An 18,700-nucleotide genomic window follows, 5' to 3' on the forward strand; every position below is an offset into this window, starting at 1 on the left:
GACAATCCCTGAGCGCTGTACTGCGGTTTTTTATCGCCCACAAAAAAGCCGCCGCTCCCGTAAAGGAGCGGCGGCTCTGGAAGTGAACCCGGTGAGGCTTAGTAAGCCAGGCCGAAGTCTTCTTCTTTCATGTCCATCAGGTTGTTGGCGCCCGACAGCATGGTGGCCACGTGAGTGCGGGTACGCGGCAGGATGCGCTGGAAGTAAAAGCGCGCGGTCTGCAGCTTGGCGGTGTAGAACGCCTCTTCGGTAGTGCCGGCCGCCAGTTTTTCGGCAGCCAGGCGCGCCATGTCGGCCCAGAAGTAAGCCAGGCACGCATAACCGGAGTACATCAGGTAGTCCACCGAGGCGGCACCCACTTCTTCGCGGTCTTTCATCGCGGCCATGCCGACCTTCATGGTCAACTCGCCCCACTCTTTGTTCAGTGCAGCCAGCGGTGCAACGAATTCTTTGACGGCTTCGTTGCCTTCGTTGGCCTGGCAGAACTTGTGCACGATCTTGGTGAAGCCCTTGAGCGCTTCGCCCTGGGTCATCAGCACTTTACGGCCCAGCAGGTCCAAGGCCTGGATGCCAGTGGTGCCTTCGTACAGCATCGAAATGCGGCTGTCGCGAACGTTCTGCTCCATGCCCCACTCGGCGATGAAACCGTGGCCGCCGTAGATCTGCACGCCGTGGTTGGCCGATTCAAAACCAACTTCGGTCATGAACGCCTTGGCGATCGGAGTCATGAAGGCCAGCAGGCCGTCGGCCTGCTTCTTGGCCTCGTCGTCGGTGCCGTATTTGACGATGTCCACTTGCTTGGCGGTGAAGTACACCATCGCACGGTTGCCTTCGGCGAAGGCTTTCATGGTCAGCAGCATGCGGCGCACATCGGGGTGCACGATGATCGGGTCAGCGGCTTTGTCCGGAGATTTCGGGCCGGTCAGGGAGCGCATTTGCAGGCGATCACGCGCGTATTTCAAGCCGCCCTGGAAGCCGATCTCGGCGTGGGACAGGCCCTGCAGCGCGGTGCCCAGGCGAGCGGTGTTCATAAAGGTGAACATGCAGTTCAGGCCTTTGTTCGCCGGGCCGATCAGGAAACCGGTGGCTGCGTCGAAGTTCATCACGCAGGTGGCGTTGCCGTGGATGCCCATCTTGTGTTCCAGGGAACCGCAGGACACGGCGTTGCGCTCACCGATGGAGCCATCGGCGTTCGGCAGGAACTTCGGCACGATAAACAGCGAGATGCCTTTGGTGCCGGCCGGTGCATCCGGCAGGCGGGCCAATACGATGTGGACGATGTTATCGGCCATGTCGTGTTCACCGGCCGAGATGAAGATCTTGGTGCCGGAGACTTTGTAGGAACCATCAGCCTGAGGCTCGGCCTTGGTGCGCAGCATGCCCAGGTCGGTGCCGCAATGTGGCTCGGTCAGGCACATGGTGCCGGTCCATTCGCCCGACACCAGCTTGGTCAGGTAAGCCTCTTGCTGCTCGGGGGTGCCGTGCTCGGAGATGGTGTTCATCGCACCATGGGACAGGCCTGGGTACATGCCCCACGACCAGTTGGCGGCGCCAACCATTTCGCTTACCGCCAGGCCCAGGGATTCCGGCAGGCCTTGGCCACCGTGCTCCACGTCGTGGGCCAGGCTTGGCCAGCCGCCCTCGACGAATTGTTTGTAGGCTTCTTTGAAACCCGTAGGGGTCTTAACGCCTGACTCACTCCAGGTGCACCCTTCGATGTCGCCCACGCGGTTCAACGGTGCCAGTACTTGCTCACAGAACTTGGCGCCTTCCTCAAGGATGGCGTCAACCATGTCCGGGGTAGCGTCCTGGCAAGCCGGCAGGCTCTGATAGTGCGCTTCATAGCCAAGCAGTTCGTCACGAACGAAGCGAATATCACGCAAGGGGGCCTTGTAGTCAGGCATAGCGATAAACCTCTGCTGATGTATCTGGAATGAACAACCGCGTGGAATTGTGCTGTGGCGGTCAAACAGGTGTTTGAAACATACGTTTACCACCTGGGGATGTCAAGCGTCGTCCGGGCGCCGTTTGTCATGACGTGAATCAATCGCGCAAGGGCAACGCCTGCGGCGAGATGCCACACGAACGATCAGGAGAGAAACAGGACTGTTGGAGTTGGCTTGCCTGCGATACAGGCGCCGCGTTAAATCAGTGAAAACGATTAGATGCTATCGCAGGCAAGCCAGCTCCCACTTAAAGCGAGAGCCGACTGGCATGTAGAGGGGGGGTTAAGCGTAGGTGTCGATCAAGGTACCGAGCATTTCATCCGAAGCCTTGGCGACTTTTGCACCCAGCTCCACTTGGAATTTACCTTGGGCCATTTCCACCATATTGCTTGCCGAGTTGGACGGTTGGGCCCGATCGTTGGCTTGCAGACGGTCGCTTTGCGCATCCGATGGCTGGGTGGTCGCGGCGCTGGCAATTTTGCCGGCGGCCTGGTCGACACGGTTCTGCCCGGCCTGAATAGTGCTCAGCCCCGAGTAAAACGCGCTGCTTCCAGAGATTTCCATGGCGTAAGCCTGCCTTTAGAGAATCGTGAAGTTGAATTGAAGCAGATATCCCGGCAAACAGCCCGTCAAAAACACTAATGGCATAATGCCTTGCTGATAGCCAAAATCAGTCAAGCAGGTCCAATTGCAAGTATTCAGCAACGGCTTCGGCCCCGGCGTGCTTGAGTTTGGGCACGCGCCCCAGGCAGGGTGCAGGCAGCCGCTCGGCGAGGGTGGCGAGGTTCTCTTCCAGACGAGAGGTCTTCGGGTCGATGATATTTGCCACCCAACCGGCCAACTGCAAACCGTCCCGGGCGATGGCTTCGGCGGTAAGCAAGGCATGGCTGATGCAACCCAGGCGCACGCCTACCACCAGGATCACTGGCAGCTTGAGCGCCATGGCCAAATCCGACAGGTTCGCCTGATCCGCCAGTGGCACGCGCCAACCGCCTGCGCCTTCGATCAAGGTGAAATCTGCCTGCCGCGCCAGAATCTGTTGCATGGGTTTAAGCAAGGATTGCACTGTCAGTGATACACCCGCCTCACGCGCCGCCAAATGCGGCGCGATGGCCGGTTCAAACGCCACCGGGTTGACCTCGGCATAACTCAAGGGCAAGGAACATTCGGCCAACAACGCCAGGGCATCGGCGTTGCGCAGGCCCTTGGGCGTGACCTGGCAGCCGGATGCCACGGGCTTACCGGCCGCCGTGCTTCTGCCGGCTTGCCGCGCAGCGTGCAACAGGCCGGCGGCGACAGTGGTCTTGCCGACGTCGGTGTCGGTCCCGGTGATAAAGTAAGCGGCGCTCATAGAGGTTTCTCCAGTACGGCATACACCACTTGGTAAGTCGCCGGCAGGCCCGGGGCCTGGCGGAACTGCTCATAGGCTTGCACCAGTGCAACAATCCGCGCGCGGCCCGTCAACCCTCCTGGCCGCCCCGGATTGAGGTTATGGGCGCCCAAGGCCTTCAATTCGTGGGTCAGGCTGCGCACGTCCGGGTAATGCAGCACATGGGGGCGCCGTTCCAGGCTGACCACTCGCAGCCCGCTGCCCGCGCACAGTTGTTGATAAGCCTCGAACGTACGGAAGCGATTGACGTGCACCAGTCCATCCGCCGCGCGCCAGCTTTCGCGCAGCTCTTGCAGGGTGCCCACGCAGAGACTGGCGAAAGCCAGCACACCGCCCGGTTGCAACACGCGATAGGCCTCACTGAGAACCGCCTCGAAGTTGGCGCACCATTGCACGGCAAGGCTGGAGAAGACCAATCCCAGGCTTTCATCCTTGAGCGGCAAGCGCTCCGCATCACCCGCGACGAAGTGATGTGCGCCCCCCAAGGGGCGTGCGTGGTTGAGCATGCCCTCGGCGATATCCAGCGCAATGCCTTGGCTTGCCGGCAACCGTTCGGCCAGCACGCGGCTGAAATACCCGGTGCCGCAGCCCATGTCCAGCCAGCGTTGTGGCGCAGTGCTCGCCGGCAAGCGCGCCAGCAATTGGCTGCCCACCGCCCGCTGCAACTCGGCGACGCTGTCGTAACTGGCAGCCGCGCGGGAAAAGGAAGCCGCCACCTGGCGCTTGTCCGGCAAGGCCCCCGGCAGCGGGGCGTGGGATAAATCAGTCATCGACGCACTCATGCAAAAAAGCCTGGATCGCCCCCGCAACACCGTGGGGGTCCTCCAGAAGAAACGCGTGGCCGGCCTGTTCAATCAGGCCGATTTCAACATCGGGGAGCAAGGCCAGCAGGTCGCTGGCGGCTTCGGCGGGCACCAGCCCGTCCAGTCCGGCGAACAGGTGCAACTGTGGCCCGCGATACGCCAACAAGGCCTCGCGTGTGTCGAGTTGGGCGAGCAGTTCAAGCCCGGGCATCAACACGCTCGACGGCGTATTCGGTGCGCCGCTGACCAGCAGGCGCGACAACCCGCGCGGGTCTTCGGCCCCCTTGGCGCACAACAGGCCGAAACGCTTGAGGGTGACCTGGGAGTCGGCATGGCAGCCGGCGAGAAAGGCGTCGAAGGTCTCGGCGGGCATCGCGCTCGGCCAATCGTCGTGGGCGACAAAACACGGGTTGCTCGCCAGGGTCAGCAGGCCGCAACAGCGTTCGCCGCGCCGCGCCGCCAACTCCGACGCCAGCATGCCTCCCAGGGACCAGCCGCCCAGCCAGGCGTTGTCCGGCAGCGTGGCGTCGAGTTCGTCGAGCCATTCAGCCAGGTCGCTGGAATCCAGCGCAGGCAACGGCTCGATCTGCACCTGCAGGTGCTCGTCCAACCCCTGCAACGCAGCGGCCAACGGTTCCAGCGGCGATACGCCCAGGCCCCAGCCGGGGAGCAATATCAGTCGATCACGCATGGCTTCGCTCCGAACTGCCTAACAAGCGGAAACACGCCTCCAATGCGTTTAACAATAGCTGCACCTGCGCCGCGCTGTGGGCTGCCGTCAGCGTCACGCGTAAACGCGCGCTGCCCGCCGGCACGGTAGGTGGACGGATCGCGGTGACCATCAAGCCGCGCTCGCGCAGCATCTGCGACAGGCGCACGGCCTTGGCGCTGTCGCCGATCAGGATCGGCTGGATCGGCGTGAAGCTGTCCATCAGGTCCAGGCCCAGCTGCTCGGCCCCCTGGCGGAACTGGCGGATCAAACCACTGAGGTGCTCGCGTCGCCAATGTTCTGTGCGCAACAGCTCCACGCTTTTGAGGGTGGCGCACGCCAGCGCAGGCGGTTGGCTGGTGGTGTAGATGTACGGGCGGGCGAACTGGATCAGGCTTTCGATCAGGTCTTCACTGCCGGCCACAAAAGCGCCGGCGGTGCCGAATGCTTTGCCCAGGGTGCCGACCAATACCGGCACGTCGTCCTGGCTCAGGCCGAAATGCTCGACGATCCCACCGCCATTGGCGCCCAATGGGCCGAAGCCATGGGCATCGTCCACCATCAACCAGGCGCCTTTGGCCTTGGTTTCACGGGCCAGCGCGGGCAGGTCTGCCAGGTCGCCGTCCATGCTGAACACGCCGTCGGTGACCACCAGGGTATTGCCGGTGGCTTTCTCCAGGCGCTTGGCCAGGCTGTCAGCGTCGTTGTGCAGGTAGCGGTTGAAGCGCGCACCGGAGAGCAAGCCTGCATCCAACAGCGAGGCATGGTTGAGGCGGTCTTCCAGCACCGTATCGCCCTGCCCCACCAACGCCGTGACTGCGCCGAGGTTGGCCATGTAGCCCGTGGTAAACAGCAGCGCACGCGGGCGACCGGTGAGGTCCGCCAGGGCTTCTTCCAGCTCATGGTGCGGCGTGGCATGCCCAACCACCAGGTGCGAAGCGCCACCGCCCACGCCCCAGCGGGAGGCTCCGGCGCGCCAGGCTTCGATCACCTGCGGGTGATTGGCCAGGCCCAGGTAATCGTTGTTGCAGAACGCCAGCAGCGGCTGGCCGTCCACCACCACGTCCGGGCCTTGGGGGCTGTCCAGCAGCGGGCGTTGGCGATAAAGGTGTTCGGCACGGCGGGCAGCGAGGCGCGCGGCGAGATCGAAAGACATGCTGGCCTCGATTTAACAGGATTAACTCAGTCGAGAATGTCGGAGGGGCTGCTTCGCAGCCCTGCGCAGGACAAGCCTGCTCACCACAGCAAGCCGGCTCCTACAGGGTCCGAGTCAAACAACGGCGTTATAAAACTGCTCGCTGCTCTTCTGCTCCACCAACGCCTGCTCGATCGCCGCTTGATGCACCTCGTCCGCGTGCTCTTCGCGCGCTTCCGGCAGGATGCCCAGGCGCGAGAACAGTTGCATGTCCTTGTCGGCCTGCGGGTTGGCGGTGGTCAGCAACTTGTCGCCGTAGAAGATCGAGTTGGCACCGGCAAAGAACGCCAGGGCCTGCATCTGCTCGTTCATCGCTTCACGGCCGGCCGACAGGCGCACATGGGACTGCGGCATCAGGATGCGCGCCACGGCGAGCATGCGGATGAAGTCGAAGGGGTCGATGTCCTCGGCGTTTTCCAGCGGCGTGCCGGCGACTTTCACCAGCATGTTGATCGGCACCGATTCCGGATGCTCCGGCAGGTTGGCCAACTGGATCAGCAGGTTGGCGCGGTCGTCGAGGGACTCGCCCATGCCGAGGATGCCACCGGAGCAGATCTTCATCCCTGAATCACGCACATAGGCGAGGGTTTGCAGACGCTCGCTGTAGGTGCGGGTGGTGATGATGCTGCCGTAGAACTCCGGCGAAGTGTCGAGGTTGTGGTTGTAGTAGTCGAGGCCGGCCTGGGCCAAGGCCTCGGTCTGGTCCTGGTCGAGGCGGCCAAGGGTCATGCAGGTTTCCAGGCCCATGGCCTTTACGCCTTTGACCATTTGTAGCACGTAGGGCATGTCTTTGGCCGACGGGTGCTTCCAGGCTGCGCCCATGCAGAAGCGGGTCGACCCGATGGCTTTGGCGCGAGCGGCCTCTTCGAGGACCTTCTGCACTTCCATCAGCTTCTCTTTTTCCAGGCCGGTGTTGTAGTGGCCCGACTGCGGACAATATTTGCAATCTTCCGGGCAGGCGCCGGTTTTGATCGAGAGCAGCGTCGACACTTGCACACGATTGGCGTCGAAATGCGCGCGGTGCACGGTCTGCGCCTGGAACAGCAGGTCATTGAAGGGCTGCACGAACAGCGCTTTGACTTCGGCGAGGGACCAATCGTGACGCAAAGTGGCGGTGGTGCTGGCGCTCATGGGCGATTCCTTGATTATGCTTTGGCAAGCGCTGCGGGAAGGGCAATACCCACAGGCACGACACGGATGCTCGGCATATTTAAGGAAGATTCATGCACTGTCAACCCGACTACAAACACGAGGTTTACATCTGGTTAAAAAACGCTCAACCCTGTTTAATCTGCGATGAAGCGACCGACTCCGCCAATTGTGTATGCAACGTCTGCGAAACCGAGCTTCCCTGGCTGCTGGAACACTGCGAGGTGTGCGCCCTGCCCCTGCCAATGGAGGGCCTGATCTGCGGTCAATGCCAGAAACACCCTCCTGCCTTTAAACAGGTGATCGCACCTTGGACCTACAGCTTTCCCATCGACAGCCTGATCAGCCGCTTCAAGCACCAGGCGCGCTGGCCCCTTGGGCAGATGCTCGCGCGGCTTTTGGCGCAGCACCTGCAACACCGCCTCGACAATAGCGAACTCACACGGCCCGAATGCTTGCTGCCGGTGCCCATGGCACGCCAGCGCCTGCGCGAACGCGGCTATAACCAGGCGCTGATGCTGGCGCGTTGGCTCAGCACCGACCTGAACATCCCCTACGATGCACAGCTGTTGTTACGCCCCCATGAAACTGTCGCCCAGCAAGCCCTCGATGCCAAGACCCGCAAACGCAACTTGCTCGGCGCTTTCGCACTGGCGCCCGACGCCCAGGTGCAAGGCCGCCACCTGGCCCTGGTCGACGACGTACTCACCACCGGCGCCACCGCCCACAGCCTGGCGCGGTTGTTGATGCAGGCCGGCGCGCGGCAGGTCGATGTGTACTGCCTGGCGCGCACGCCCAAACCCGGCAGCTGACTTGACTCCCGCCCACCTTGCCCGCAACGTTCAGCCCATCACATCGAAGCGTATCCCTATGTCTCTGCCTGCATCCCTCAGCCAACACATCATCCGTCGCCCCCAGCGCATTGCCCTGCTGGCGCATATCGCCGAGCAGGGCTCCATCACCCGGGCCGCGAAAAGCGCCGGTTTGAGTTACAAGGCGGCGTGGGATGCCATCGACGAGTTGAACAACCTGGCGCAAAAACCGCTGGTAGAACGCAGCGTTGGCGGCAAAGGCGGCGGTGGCGCCAAGCTGACGGCCGAGGGCGAGCGCGTGCTGCGTCTTTACCAACGCCTGCAAGCGGTGCAGGCCGAAGTGCTGGGCTCGGATGAAGCCGCCAGTGACTTCAACCTACTTGGCCGCTTGATGCTGCGCACCAGTGCACGTAACCAATTGCACGGCCAGGTCATCGCCATCGAGCCGCATGGCCGGAATGACCTGATCCGCCTGCAACTGGCGGGTGGGCTGAGCCTGGATGCGCAGATCACCCGTGACAGCACGCAGCGGCTGGAACTGGAAACCGGTGTTGAAGTGGTCGCACTGATCAAGGCCGGCTGGTTGGAACTGCTGGCGGCCGGGTGCCCTGCAACAACTGGACACAATTGCATGAGCGGCACCGTCGACGCCATTCTCGACGCCGACGACGGCCCCAGCGAAGTCCGCATCGCCCTGCCCAGCGGCCAGGTTTTGTGCGCCCTGGCGCAGCCCGACGCACTCAAGGCCCTGGGCGCCGCCGAAGGCCAGGCGATCCAGGTGCAATTCGCACCGAGCAATGTGCTGCTCGGAACGCCGGTGTAGCCGCCGCCCGTATTCAAACTGCAACAATTTCGTCACGCCCGCTCCTTATGGTGTCTGCAAAAACCGCAGGGAGCCTGAGATGAGCCTATTAGAAGAAAACCAAGCCACCGACCTTGAACAGATGGTCGGCCTCACCCGCCGCCGCTTCATCGGCGCCGGCGCCTTGTGCGGTGCCGCGATGTTCCTGGGTGGCAACCTGCTGACCCGCAGCGCCCTGGCCGTCAACGCCGCCAGCGCCAGCCCGCTGCTGGGCTTTACCAGCATCGCCGCCGCCACCAGCGACGCCATCACCTTGCCGCCGGGCTACAGCGCCTCGGTGCTGATCAGTTGGGGCCAGCCACTGAGCAAGAGCGCGCCGGCCTTCGACCCGTCCGGCAACGGCACGGCCAAGGCCCAAGAACAGCAGTTCGGTGACAACAACGACGGCATGAGCCTGTTCGCCTTTCCCGGCGACGACAACCGCGCGTTGATGGCAATCAACAACGAATACACTAACTACCGCTACCTTTTTGCCCACGGCGGCGCGCCGCAATCGGCCGAAGATGTGCACAAGGCCCAGGCCAGCGAAGGCGTGTCGGTGATCGAAGTGCGGCGCAAGGGCGACACCTGGCAGTTCGTCCAGGACTCGCGCTACAACCGGCGCATCCACGGCAACTCGCCGATCCGCCTCAGTGGCCCTGCCGCTGGCCACGCCTGGCTGAAGACCAGCGCCGACAAAACCGGCAAGAAGGCCCTCGGCACCTTCCAGAACTGCGCCAACGGCAAGACACCGTGGGGCACTTACCTGACCTGCGAAGAGAACTTCACTGACTGCTTCGGCAGCACCGACCCACAACAAACCTTCGACGCCGGGCAGAAACGCTATGGCGTGGTGGCGGCCAGTAAAGAGATCAACTGGCACCCGCACGACCCGCGCTTCGACCTCGCCAAGAACCCCAACGAACTCAATCGCCATGGCTGGGTGGTGGAAATCGACCCGTTCGACCCGCAGTCCACGCCGGTCAAACGCACCGCCCTGGGCCGCTTCAAGCACGAGAACGCCGCCCTGGCCGAAACCCGTGACGGCCGGGCCGTGGTGTACATGGGCGACGACGAGCGCGGCGAGTTCATCTACAAGTTCGTCAGCCGCGACAAGATCAACCACAAGAACCCCAAGGCCAACAAAGACCTGCTCGACCACGGCACCTTGTACGTGGCGATCTTCGACGCGGGCGACGGCAACGCCGATCATCCCAAGGGCAAGGGCCAGTGGGTCGAGTTGACGCACGGCAAGAACGGCATCGACGCCAGCACCGGCTTCGCCAGCCAGGCCGAAGTGCTGATCCACGCACGCCTCGCCGCCAGTGTGGTGAAAGCCACGCGCATGGACCGCCCGGAATGGATCGTCGTCAGCCCCACCGATGGCCAGGTCTATTGCACCCTCACCAACAACGCCAAGCGCGGTGAAGACGGCCAGCCGGTGGGTGGCCCCAACCCGCGTGAAAAAAACGTCTATGGTCAGATCTTGCGCTGGAAGGCCGATGCGGATAACCACGGCTCAACGGCATTCAGCTGGGACCTGTTTGTGGTGGCCGGCAACCCGGGCGTGCACGCTGGCACACCGAAAGGCGGCTCGTCGAATATCAACCCGCAGAACATGTTCAACAGCCCTGATGGCCTGGGGTTCGACAAGGCCGGGCGCTTGTGGATCCTTACCGATGGCGACTACAGCAATGCCGGCGACTTCGCGGGGATGGGCAATAACCAGATGCTCTGCGCCGACCCGTCCACTGGGGAAATCCGCCGCTTCATGGTCGGTCCGGTGGCCTGTGAAGTGACGGGTATCAGCTTCTCGCCGGATCAGAAGACGCTGTTTGTGGGGATCCAGCACCCAGGCGAAACCGGTGGGTCGACCTGGCCGGAGCACCTGCCGAACGGCAAGCCGCGTTCGTCGGTGATGGCGATTCGGCGGGATGATGGCGGCATCGTCGGCGCCTGATAAGCACTCTTCGCGAGCAAGCCCGCTCCTACACTTGACCGAGTTCCAGCATGAGAATGCGGTCGAATGTGGGAGCGGGCTTGCTCGCGAAGGCGTCCGCACAGTCACCACCTATCACTGTTACCATACCCGGCCGGACGCGGCGCCCTGCTGCGCGCAGGAGTTCGCATGGCCCACCCGTTTGAAACACTCACTCCCGACCTGGTGCTCGACGCTGTCGAAAGCATCGGTTTCCTCAGCGATGCTCGCGTTCTGGCGCTCAACAGCTACGAAAACCGCGTCTACCAAGTGGGCATCGAAGACTCCGAGCCACTGATTGCCAAGTTCTACCGCCCGCAGCGCTGGACCAACGAGGCGATCCTCGAAGAACACCGCTTCACCTTCGAACTGGCCGAATGCGAAGTGCCGGTGGTCGCGCCCCTGATCCACAACGGCGAAAGCCTGTTCGAACATGCCGGGTTCCGCTTCACCTTGTTCCCCCGCCGTGGCGGCCGTGCGCCGGAGCCGGGCAATCTCGATCAACTGTATCGCCTTGGGCAATTGCTCGGCCGTTTGCATGCGGTGGGCTCCACCCGCCCGTTCGAACACCGCGAAGCCTTGGGCGTGAAGAACTTCGGCCACGACTCCCTCACCACGTTGCTGGAAGGCAATTTCATCCCCAAGAGCCTGCTGCCGGCCTACGAGTCCGTGGCCCGCGACCTGCTCAAGCGGGTGGAAGAGGTGTACAAGGCCACGCCGCACAAGAACATCCGCATGCACGGCGACTGCCACCCCGGCAACATGATGTGCCGCGACGAGATGTTCCATATCGTCGACCTGGATGACTGCCGCATGGGCCCGGCGGTGCAGGACCTGTGGATGATGCTCGCCGGCGATCGCCAGGAATGCCTCGGCCAATTGTCGGAATTGATGGACGGCTATCAGGAATTCCATGACTTCGATCCGCGCGAATTGGCGTTGATCGAACCCCTGCGCGCCCTGCGCCTGATGCACTACAGCGCCTGGCTGGCACGGCGTTGGGACGACCCGGCGTTTCCCCATAGTTTCCCGTGGTTTGGCAGCGAGCGTTATTGGGGTGATCAGGTGTTGGCGCTGCGTGAGCAACTCTCGGCCCTGAACGAAGAGCCTCTGAAACTCTTCTGACAGCTTCTTTGTGGGAGCCGGGCTTGCCCGCGATGCAGACGCCTCGGTTTTGCAGGCGTACCGAGGTGATGCTATCGCGGGCAAGCCCGGCTCCCACAGAAAGCAGATCCCATTGCCTGAGAAATATCCTTACAATCGCGCTTTGTTAGCTGCCTAAGCAAGGATTCTGCAATGCACGCCGCCAACCCCCGGAAGGGGTACATCCTGGGCCTGAGCGCCTACGTCATCTGGGGTCTGTTCCCGCTTTACTTCAAAGCCATCGCCAGCGTACCTGCCGCCGAAATCATCGTGCACCGCGTGTTGTGGTCGGCGCTGTTCGGCGGTTTGCTGTTGATGGTCTGGAAACACCCCGGCTGGTTTCGTGAACTGCGTGACAACCCCAAGCGCCTGGCGATCCTGGCCCTCAGCGGGTCGCTGATCGCGGGCAACTGGCTGACCTACGTATGGTCGGTGAACACCGGGCGCATGCTGGAGGCGAGCCTGGGTTACTACATCAACCCGTTGGTGAACGTGGTGCTGGGCATGCTGATTCTGGGGGAGCGCCTGCGCCGCTTGCAGTGGGTCGCCGTCGGGCTGGCGGCCGTGGGTGTGGCGCAACAGGTCTGGCAGGTGGGCAGCCTGCCATGGGTGTCGCTGGTGCTGGCGCTGACCTTTGGTTTCTACGGGCTGATCCGCAAGCAGGCGCCGGTCAAGGCGCTGCCGGGGCTGGTGGTGGAAACCTGGATGCTGGTGCCGATTGCAATTGCCTGGCTGCTGTTCAACCCAACCGCCCATAGCGCGCAAATGGCGTTCTGGAGTACGTCCGAAGCCTGGTGGCTGGTGGCGGCCGGCCCGGTGACGCTGATCCCGCTGGTGTGTTTCAACGCCGCCGCACGGCATTTGCCCTACACCGCATTGGGCTTTTTGCAGTACGTCGCACCGACCCTGGTGTTGCTGGAAGCCGTGCTGCTGTTCGGCGAACACCTGGCACCCAGCACCCTGACCGCCTTCGCCTTCATCTGGGCGGGCCTGGTGGTGTACAGCGTGGATATCTGGCTCAGCGTGCGCAAACGCTGATCAAATAACGTACAAACCTCTGCAAGCCACACCCGGCGTGGCTTGCAGGCATCCACCCCAAGGTTATCCACAACCTGATCCCCGCCATTTGTGCACAAGCTTTTGAAATTGCTCGTTTTTTGCTCAGATGCCAGAGAAGCCCGGCCGGCGTGGCCTGGCGCCGGGTCTCTACAGGTTATCCACAGGCCCATGCAAGATTTACATGCATAACCCTGTGGGCAGATCATTCCTCGTGGTGCAGTTCCACCATCAAGTCATCGGCCAGGTTTTCCAGGGACAACTGCAAGGTATCCAGGGATAACGCAGCCGGCACCTGCAACAGTGCCTCGGCGGTAAACAACGGATCACCGCTCATGGGTGCCGGACGTACATCGGTACTCAGGCTCTCCAGGTTTACGCCCTGTTTGCTCAGCAGCGCGGTGATCTCGCGCACAATGCCTGCACGGTCATTGCCCACCAGCGTCATCATGATCGATTTGGAGGCCGAGGCCTGCCCGCTGCTGCCCTCGCCCACCAGCACGCGAATGCCATGGGTGGATAAATCCTCCAACGCCCCGACCAATGCCTGACGTTGCTCTGTAGGCACGCTGACCCGCAGGATCCCGGCAAACTGCCCGGCCATGTGCGCCATGCGGCTTTCCAGCCAGTTGCCACCGTGGGCAGCGATATTCTGCGCGATGCGTTCAACCAGGCCGGGTTTGTCGGCAGCGATAATTGTGAGTACAAGATGGTCCATGGCAACGCCCTCTGGAATTCAATCTACAAGGTGGACCCGAAGGGCCTCGATAACAAATCGTGTACCATTTTTAGATTTATCTGGAACAATCCAATAGTTTTTTGAGAACATCCAGTTCTTCGCTGTGACCGTACGACCAAAGTGGGTCGCTAAACGACGTATTTAGTCTAATTTTCACAACCGCAAGTCATCATGTAGTATGCGCAACTTGGCACTACATAATGAAAATCTAAAAAGCGCTTAAGCTGTGCAGAGTGAGGCAAGCAATGACTGAACACGTTCAAGTCGGTGGCCTGCAGGTCGCCAAAGTCCTGTTCGACTTCGTGAACAACGAAGCCATTCCCGGCACCGGCATCACTGCCGACCAGTTCTGGGCCGGTGCCGACAAGGTCATCCACGACCTGGCACCGAAGAACAAAGCCCTACTCGCCAAACGCGACGATTTCCAAGCGCGGATCGATACCTGGCACCAGACCCACGCCGGCCAGGCGCACGACCCGGTGGCCTACAAGGCCTTCCTGCAAGACATCGGATACCTGCTGCCAGAAGCCGCAGACTTCCAGGCCACGACCCAAAACGTCGATGACGAAATCGCCCGCATGGCCGGCCCGCAGTTGGTGGTGCCGGTGATGAACGCCCGCTTCGCCCTCAACGCCTCGAACGCGCGTTGGGGCTCGCTGTACGACGCGTTGTATGGCACCGACGCCATCAGCGAGGCCGACGGCGCCGAGAAGGGCCAGGGCTACAACAAGGTGCGTGGCGACAAGGTGATTGCCTTTGCCCGTGCCTTTCTCGATGAAGCCGCACCGCTCAGCGCCGGCAGCCATGTGGATTCGACCGGCTACAAGATCGTCGATGGCACGCTGATCGTCAGCCTCAAGGGCGGCAGCAACAGCGGCCTGCGTGACGACGCGCAGTTGATCGGCTTCCAGGGCGACAGCGCCCAACCGATCGCGATCCTGTTGAAACACAACGGCCTGCACTTCGAAATCCAGATCGACGCCAGCACCCCAGTCGGCCAGACCGACGCCGCCGGCGTCAAAGACGTGCTGGTGGAAGCCGCGCTGACCACCATCATGGACTGCGAAGACTCCGTCGCCGCCGTCGATGCCGATGACAAAGTGGTGATCTACCGCAACTGGCTCGGCCTGATGAAGGGCGACCTGGCCGAAGAAGTGGCCAAGGGCGGCAAGACCTTCACCCGCACCATGAACGCCGACCGCGTCTACACCGGCGTGAATGGCCAGGACGTGACCCTGCATGGCCGTTCGCTGCTGTTCGTGCGCAATGTTGGCCACTTGATGACCATCGACGCGATCCTCGACAAAGACGGCAACGAAGTGCCGGAAGGCATTCTCGACGGGCTGATCACCAGCCTCGCGGCGATCCACAGCCTCAACGGCAACAGCACGCGCAAGAACAGCCGCACCGGTTCCGTGTACATCGTTAAACCGAAAATGCACGGCCCGGAAGAAGCTGCGTTCACCAACGAGCTGTTCGGGCGCATCGAAGACGTACTGAACCTGCCGCGCAACACGCTGAAAGTCGGGATCATGGACGAGGAGCGCCGCACCACGGTCAACCTCAAGGCCTGCATCAAGGCGGCCAGCGAACGCGTGGTGTTCATCAACACCGGCTTCCTCGACCGTACCGGCGACGAGATCCACACCTCCATGGAAGCCGGCGCGATGGTGCGCAAGGCCGCGATGAAGGCGGAAAAATGGATCGGCGCCTATGAAAACTGGAACGTCGATATCGGCTTGAGCACCGGCCTGCAAGGCCGTGCACAGATCGGTAAAGGCATGTGGGCGATGCCCGACCTGATGGCGGCGATGCTCGAGCAGAAGATCGCCCACCCACTGGCCGGCGCCAACACCGCCTGGGTACCGTCGCCTACAGCGGCAGCCCTGCACGTGTTGCATTATCACAAGGTCGACGTATTCGCCCGCCAGGCCGAACTGGCCAAGCGCGAGCGCGCGTCGGTGGACGATATCCTGACCATTCCCCTGGCCAGCAACACCGATTGGTCCGAAGAAGAGATCCGCAACGAGCTGGACAACAATGCCCAGGGCATCCTCGGCTATGTGGTGCGCTGGATCGACCAGGGCGTCGGCTGCTCGAAAGTGCCGGACATCAACGATGTGGGCTTGATGGAAGACCGCGCCACCCTGCGTATCTCCAGCCAGCACATCGCCAACTGGCTGCGTCACGGCATCGTCAATGAAGCCCAGGTCATGGAAAGCCTCAAGCGCATGGCGCCGGTGGTGGACCGTCAAAACGCCGGGGATAAGCTGTACCGTCCACTGGCACCCGACTTCGACAGCAACATCGCGTTCCAGGCAGCGGTGGAGTTGGTGATTGAAGGGACCAAGCAGCCTAACGGGTATACCGAGCCGGTGTTGCATCGCAAGCGTCGGGAGTTCAAGGCTAAAAACGGCCTATAACGAGTGACCGAAACTTAAAAAGCCCTGATCAAACGATTAGGGCTTTTTATTTACCGCAACTAGATTTTGCAACCGGTGAAGAGTTGATGAAAAGCCCCCAACTTAAAGCTGGGATTCAATAGACCGGTTCAGAACCTATTTTAATTATCTACCTACGAGACGAATAAAATGTCACTGTGAAACTTCCGCTTAAAGAAACCTTGAGCTTCTCGTCCTCATAGCTGATATTCAAAAACCAACCCTCGTGGGTAAAGGTGCCATTCTGATTATCCGTTACATCAACGTAAACGTCACCGCTCTTGGCGTAGTAAACCTCTTGACCGTACGGATCATGATACCCATTTCGAAACAAGCTCTTAACATCAAAGTGATAATTCCCCGCATCTAGCTCCTTCCCATATACCCAAAACAGGCTCTCACGAGAAAAAAATCATCACTACGGATCGATATACCGGATCTCTCACCGGAGATAATTGTTGTACGAAAAAAACGGGCTGCTCCGTCGGCCAACACTAATACATGCCCCACAGATTCCACAACTTTTGCACGCACTTCTTTAAACTCGACATCATCGGTAAAGTGGTTATCAGTATTCATTCTCTGCACCTCTTTTAGCGTTAGGGAACGACAAGCTTGTCAGGCCTTCGCACAGTAAAGGAGCAGCTCTGAGGATTGCCTACTGTTAGAGTTAACAGTTTTAGCCACCTACTGACGGACGGTACTGCGATATCCCCAGCTCCCGCTTCACCCTCCTCGCCAATTTCATGCTATCAATCGGTTGGGAGGGAAATCCGCCACGCCCAAATGCATCGTGCTGATCAGGTCTGGCGCCTCCGCTTACCCTGGACTGCTCCACCCTGCGTATCTCCAGCCAGCACATCGCCAACTGGCGCCGGATTTCGACAGCAACGTCGCATTTTCCGGCTGCCGTGGAGCGAGTGATTGAAGAGACTAAGTGGCCTAATGGGTACACCGAGCCGCTGTCGCACCGTCGGCTGAGAAGTTCAAGACTCAAAAGGCATTTAAGTAATCTAAAACCAAACAAGCTCTAATTGCAGAATTAGAGCTTGTTCATGACAACTGTTTAAGGGAATGAGTAGACACCCTTTTGTTTTACGTCGACCGAGATTACTCGCCCATCGCTTTCAAAGGTAGCGGAAATTGTCCCCTCTTGAACATCACCATTGTTTGATGCAACGATGCGAACTTTTCCGCTTAAGGCGTATGCTTTACTGCCTGTAGAATATTGCAGGTACGCTTCCCCACTATCGCCATCAACATAATCGAACTCGTACTCCCCGTTAGTCACGGGCTTTGGATAGGTCATATAAATAGTTTCGCCACCTTTATACCCTGAAAAGGCACGATTATTAAAGTAGATGGATGTTGCTTCGAACGTATGAGTTACCTCCCCATTCAAGTAAAACGTTGCGTTCATGCTCCCGATATATGAACGCCCATTTCCACCCGCGCCACAGCTTGAATTACTTTTCATAATAGACTCCCATTCTTCATTTAGTGATACGCGAATCTAATTCCGCGCTCTCAACTAGTGAATAAGAATTAGAAATCGACGACTACTGTCAGAATTGACAGTCCCGACAAACGGTAGAAACTGCGCCATCCCCCCAAATTCCGCGTCACCCCTCTTCGCCAATTTCATGCTATCAATCGGCTTGAGTGGGAAGGCCACCACGCCCAAATGCCAGCCGATAGCGTACCGATGGTGACGGGAGTTCAAGGCCAAGAAAGGCCTGTAGACAAAAAGCCCTGATCGCGAGATCAGGGCTTTTTCAAGGGTTCAGGGAGACCGACGTGGCCGCATCGCTGGCAAGCCAGCTCCTACGGGATAAATACATTCCATTGTAGGCACTGGCTTGGCAGCAATAGCGCCCGACCAGTAACGTGAAATTCAGGACGCCATCCCTAACTCCCGCTTCACCATCTTCGCCAACTTCACGCTATCGATCGGCTTCAGCAAAAAGTCCACCACACTTAAATGCATCGCATCGATCACGTCGGGTGCTTCCGCGTCCCCCGACATGATGATGATCGGCAGCGCTGCCCGGGTGGATTCGCGTACCTGGCGGATCAACTCCAGGCCATTGCTGGGGGCCATGCGCAGGTCGGTGATCAGTAAACCGATGGAACTGCTGGACTTCAACAAATCCCACGCCGCCTCACCACTGTCGGCGGTCATGCAGCGAATACCGTCCAGCCCCAGGATTTCCGCCAGCAGTTCACGTGCGTCCTTGTCATCGTCAACAATCAACACACGTTGTGGCGGTAAATCAGGCTCCAGCATCACGGCGCTCAGCGCCTCGCGCTCGGCATCACTCAAAATATCGTGGTCGGACATACGGTTCTCAGCAATTCTCATCAATCTCCCAGCACACTCGTCAGACATCTGCGGAAGGGCGATCAATGTGCACTTCGTCGGAAAGTTTGCCTAGTGGGCGTTCTACGGGTTTTGGACGATAGTCATGTAAGGTTTTTCCCTAGGTGTGTGCCGTTTG

General features: G+C 60.5%; 17 protein-coding genes. 6 read left to right on the plus strand and 11 right to left on the minus strand.

Annotated features, from left to right (window positions below):
• Positions 1 to 98: 98 nt before the first annotated feature.
• The 7 genes from KUA23_RS27530 to bioB all read right to left on the minus strand — a co-directional run bounded on the left by KUA23_RS27530 (position 99) and on the right by bioB (position 7,174).
• Positions 99 to 1,904: a phenylacyl-CoA dehydrogenase gene (locus tag KUA23_RS27530; protein ID WP_078050449.1), complete on the minus strand. Its 1,806-nt coding sequence runs from the start codon at positions 1,902 to 1,904 to the stop codon at positions 99 to 101.
• A 324-nt stretch (positions 1,905 to 2,228) separates the two neighbouring features.
• Positions 2,229 to 2,510, minus strand: coding sequence for a hypothetical protein (locus KUA23_RS27535; protein ID WP_025857014.1), 282 nt, complete (start codon positions 2,508 to 2,510; stop codon positions 2,229 to 2,231).
• A 106-nt stretch (positions 2,511 to 2,616) separates the two neighbouring features.
• Positions 2,617 to 3,297 carry a dethiobiotin synthase gene (gene bioD / locus KUA23_RS27540; RefSeq protein WP_078050450.1) on the minus strand — a complete coding sequence of 227 codons (681 nt, stop codon included), beginning with the start codon at positions 3,295 to 3,297 and terminating at the stop codon, positions 2,617 to 2,619.
• Positions 3,294 to 4,106, minus strand: a complete 813-nt coding sequence (gene bioC, locus KUA23_RS27545; protein WP_214497261.1) for a malonyl-ACP O-methyltransferase BioC — start codon at positions 4,104 to 4,106, stop codon at positions 3,294 to 3,296. The genes bioD and bioC overlap by 4 nt, the downstream gene beginning before the upstream one ends.
• Positions 4,099 to 4,830 carry an alpha/beta fold hydrolase gene (locus KUA23_RS27550; RefSeq protein WP_078050452.1) on the minus strand — a complete coding sequence of 244 codons (732 nt, stop codon included), beginning with the start codon at positions 4,828 to 4,830 and terminating at the stop codon, positions 4,099 to 4,101. Before KUA23_RS27550 ends, bioC begins: the two co-directional genes overlap by 8 nt.
• On the minus strand, positions 4,823 to 6,004 hold the full coding sequence (gene bioF, locus KUA23_RS27555) for an 8-amino-7-oxononanoate synthase (protein WP_078050453.1): 1,182 nt from the start codon (positions 6,002 to 6,004) through the stop codon (positions 4,823 to 4,825). The genes KUA23_RS27550 and bioF overlap by 8 nt, the downstream gene beginning before the upstream one ends.
• Positions 6,005 to 6,118: 114 nt before the next feature.
• Positions 6,119 to 7,174, minus strand: coding sequence for a biotin synthase BioB (gene bioB / locus KUA23_RS27560; protein WP_016977842.1), 1,056 nt, complete (start codon positions 7,172 to 7,174; stop codon positions 6,119 to 6,121).
• A gap of 92 nt (positions 7,175 to 7,266) precedes the next feature.
• Here bioB and KUA23_RS27565 point away from each other — a divergent pair, with 92 nt between their 5' ends.
• The 5 genes from KUA23_RS27565 to rarD all read left to right on the plus strand — a co-directional run bounded on the left by KUA23_RS27565 (position 7,267) and on the right by rarD (position 13,004).
• Positions 7,267 to 8,004, plus strand: a complete 738-nt coding sequence (locus tag KUA23_RS27565) for a ComFC family protein (RefSeq protein WP_252993144.1) — start codon at positions 7,267 to 7,269, stop codon at positions 8,002 to 8,004.
• Positions 8,005 to 8,062: 58 nt separating this feature from the next.
• A complete protein-coding gene (locus tag KUA23_RS27570; protein ID WP_214497258.1) occupies positions 8,063 to 8,827 on the plus strand; it encodes a TOBE domain-containing protein in 765 nt (254 codons plus the stop codon).
• Between the two features lie 79 nt (positions 8,828 to 8,906).
• Positions 8,907 to 10,805, plus strand: a complete 1,899-nt coding sequence (locus tag KUA23_RS27575) for a PhoX family protein (protein ID WP_078050456.1) — start codon at positions 8,907 to 8,909, stop codon at positions 10,803 to 10,805.
• 168 nt (positions 10,806 to 10,973) lie between these two features.
• Positions 10,974 to 11,948, plus strand: a complete 975-nt coding sequence (locus KUA23_RS27580; RefSeq protein WP_010207031.1) for a serine/threonine protein kinase — start codon at positions 10,974 to 10,976, stop codon at positions 11,946 to 11,948.
• Positions 11,949 to 12,119: 171 nt separating this feature from the next.
• The gene (gene rarD / locus KUA23_RS27585) at positions 12,120 to 13,004 is read left to right on the plus strand and encodes an EamA family transporter RarD (RefSeq protein WP_078050457.1); all 885 of its coding nucleotides are present in this window, start codon (positions 12,120 to 12,122) and stop codon (positions 13,002 to 13,004) included.
• A gap of 223 nt (positions 13,005 to 13,227) precedes the next feature.
• On the opposite strand, the gene KUA23_RS27590 is transcribed toward rarD, so the two are convergent.
• Positions 13,228 to 13,740: a glycine cleavage system transcriptional repressor gene (locus KUA23_RS27590; RefSeq protein WP_078050458.1), complete on the minus strand. Its 513-nt coding sequence runs from the start codon at positions 13,738 to 13,740 to the stop codon at positions 13,228 to 13,230.
• 266 nt (positions 13,741 to 14,006) lie between these two features.
• Between KUA23_RS27590 and KUA23_RS27595 the strand changes: the two genes are divergently transcribed.
• Positions 14,007 to 16,184: a malate synthase G gene (locus KUA23_RS27595; RefSeq protein WP_078050459.1), complete on the plus strand. Its 2,178-nt coding sequence runs from the start codon at positions 14,007 to 14,009 to the stop codon at positions 16,182 to 16,184.
• A 384-nt stretch (positions 16,185 to 16,568) separates the two neighbouring features.
• Here the strand turns inward: KUA23_RS27595 and KUA23_RS27600 are convergent, their stop codons facing one another.
• The 3 genes from KUA23_RS27600 to KUA23_RS27610 form a co-directional block, all read right to left on the minus strand.
• Positions 16,569 to 16,781, minus strand: a complete 213-nt coding sequence (locus KUA23_RS27600) for a hypothetical protein (protein WP_252993145.1) — start codon at positions 16,779 to 16,781, stop codon at positions 16,569 to 16,571.
• Positions 16,782 to 17,268: 487 nt separating this feature from the next.
• Complete coding sequence (locus KUA23_RS27605; protein WP_252993146.1) at positions 17,269 to 17,679, minus strand: hypothetical protein; 411 nt, start codon at positions 17,677 to 17,679, stop codon at positions 17,269 to 17,271.
• Positions 17,680 to 18,096: 417 nt separating this feature from the next.
• On the minus strand, positions 18,097 to 18,543 hold the full coding sequence (locus KUA23_RS27610; RefSeq protein WP_058426679.1) for a response regulator: 447 nt from the start codon (positions 18,541 to 18,543) through the stop codon (positions 18,097 to 18,099).
• Positions 18,544 to 18,700 lie beyond the last annotated feature (157 nt).

Origin of the sequence: Pseudomonas pergaminensis (genome assembly GCF_024112395.2) — a bacterium.
In the GTDB taxonomy this organism is placed as follows: domain Bacteria; phylum Pseudomonadota; class Gammaproteobacteria; order Pseudomonadales; family Pseudomonadaceae; genus Aquipseudomonas; species Aquipseudomonas pergaminensis.

Excerpts from the sequence above, each read along its gene's own strand:
- KUA23_RS27535 (WP_025857014.1), bottom strand. The coding sequence starts at position 2,510 with ATGGAAATCTCTGGAAGCAGCGCGTTTTACTCGGGGCTGAGCACTATT.
- bioF (WP_078050453.1), bottom strand. The coding sequence starts at position 6,004 with ATGTCTTTCGATCTCGCCGCGCGCCTCGCTGCCCGCCGTGCCGAACAC.
- KUA23_RS27575 (WP_078050456.1), top strand. The coding sequence starts at position 8,907 with ATGAGCCTATTAGAAGAAAACCAAGCCACCGACCTTGAACAGATGGTC.
- KUA23_RS27530 (WP_078050449.1), bottom strand. The coding sequence starts at position 1,904 with ATGCCTGACTACAAGGCCCCCTTGCGTGATATTCGCTTCGTTCGTGAC.
- KUA23_RS27590 (WP_078050458.1), bottom strand. The coding sequence starts at position 13,740 with ATGGACCATCTTGTACTCACAATTATCGCTGCCGACAAACCCGGCCTG.
- bioB (WP_016977842.1), bottom strand. The coding sequence starts at position 7,174 with ATGAGCGCCAGCACCACCGCCACTTTGCGTCACGATTGGTCCCTCGCC.
- KUA23_RS27605 (WP_252993146.1), bottom strand. The coding sequence starts at position 17,679 with ATGAAAAGTAATTCAAGCTGTGGCGCGGGTGGAAATGGGCGTTCATAT.
- KUA23_RS27570 (WP_214497258.1), top strand. The coding sequence starts at position 8,063 with ATGTCTCTGCCTGCATCCCTCAGCCAACACATCATCCGTCGCCCCCAG.
- bioC (WP_214497261.1), bottom strand. The coding sequence starts at position 4,106 with ATGACTGATTTATCCCACGCCCCGCTGCCGGGGGCCTTGCCGGACAAG.
- KUA23_RS27595 (WP_078050459.1), top strand. The coding sequence starts at position 14,007 with ATGACTGAACACGTTCAAGTCGGTGGCCTGCAGGTCGCCAAAGTCCTG.
- KUA23_RS27600 (WP_252993145.1), bottom strand. The coding sequence starts at position 16,781 with ATGAATACTGATAACCACTTTACCGATGATGTCGAGTTTAAAGAAGTG.
- KUA23_RS27580 (WP_010207031.1), top strand. The coding sequence starts at position 10,974 with ATGGCCCACCCGTTTGAAACACTCACTCCCGACCTGGTGCTCGACGCT.
- rarD (WP_078050457.1), top strand. The coding sequence starts at position 12,120 with ATGCACGCCGCCAACCCCCGGAAGGGGTACATCCTGGGCCTGAGCGCC.
- KUA23_RS27550 (WP_078050452.1), bottom strand. The coding sequence starts at position 4,830 with ATGCGTGATCGACTGATATTGCTCCCCGGCTGGGGCCTGGGCGTATCG.
- KUA23_RS27610 (WP_058426679.1), bottom strand. The coding sequence starts at position 18,543 with ATGTCCGACCACGATATTTTGAGTGATGCCGAGCGCGAGGCGCTGAGC.
- bioD (WP_078050450.1), bottom strand. The coding sequence starts at position 3,297 with ATGAGCGCCGCTTACTTTATCACCGGGACCGACACCGACGTCGGCAAG.
- KUA23_RS27565 (WP_252993144.1), top strand. The coding sequence starts at position 7,267 with ATGCACTGTCAACCCGACTACAAACACGAGGTTTACATCTGGTTAAAA.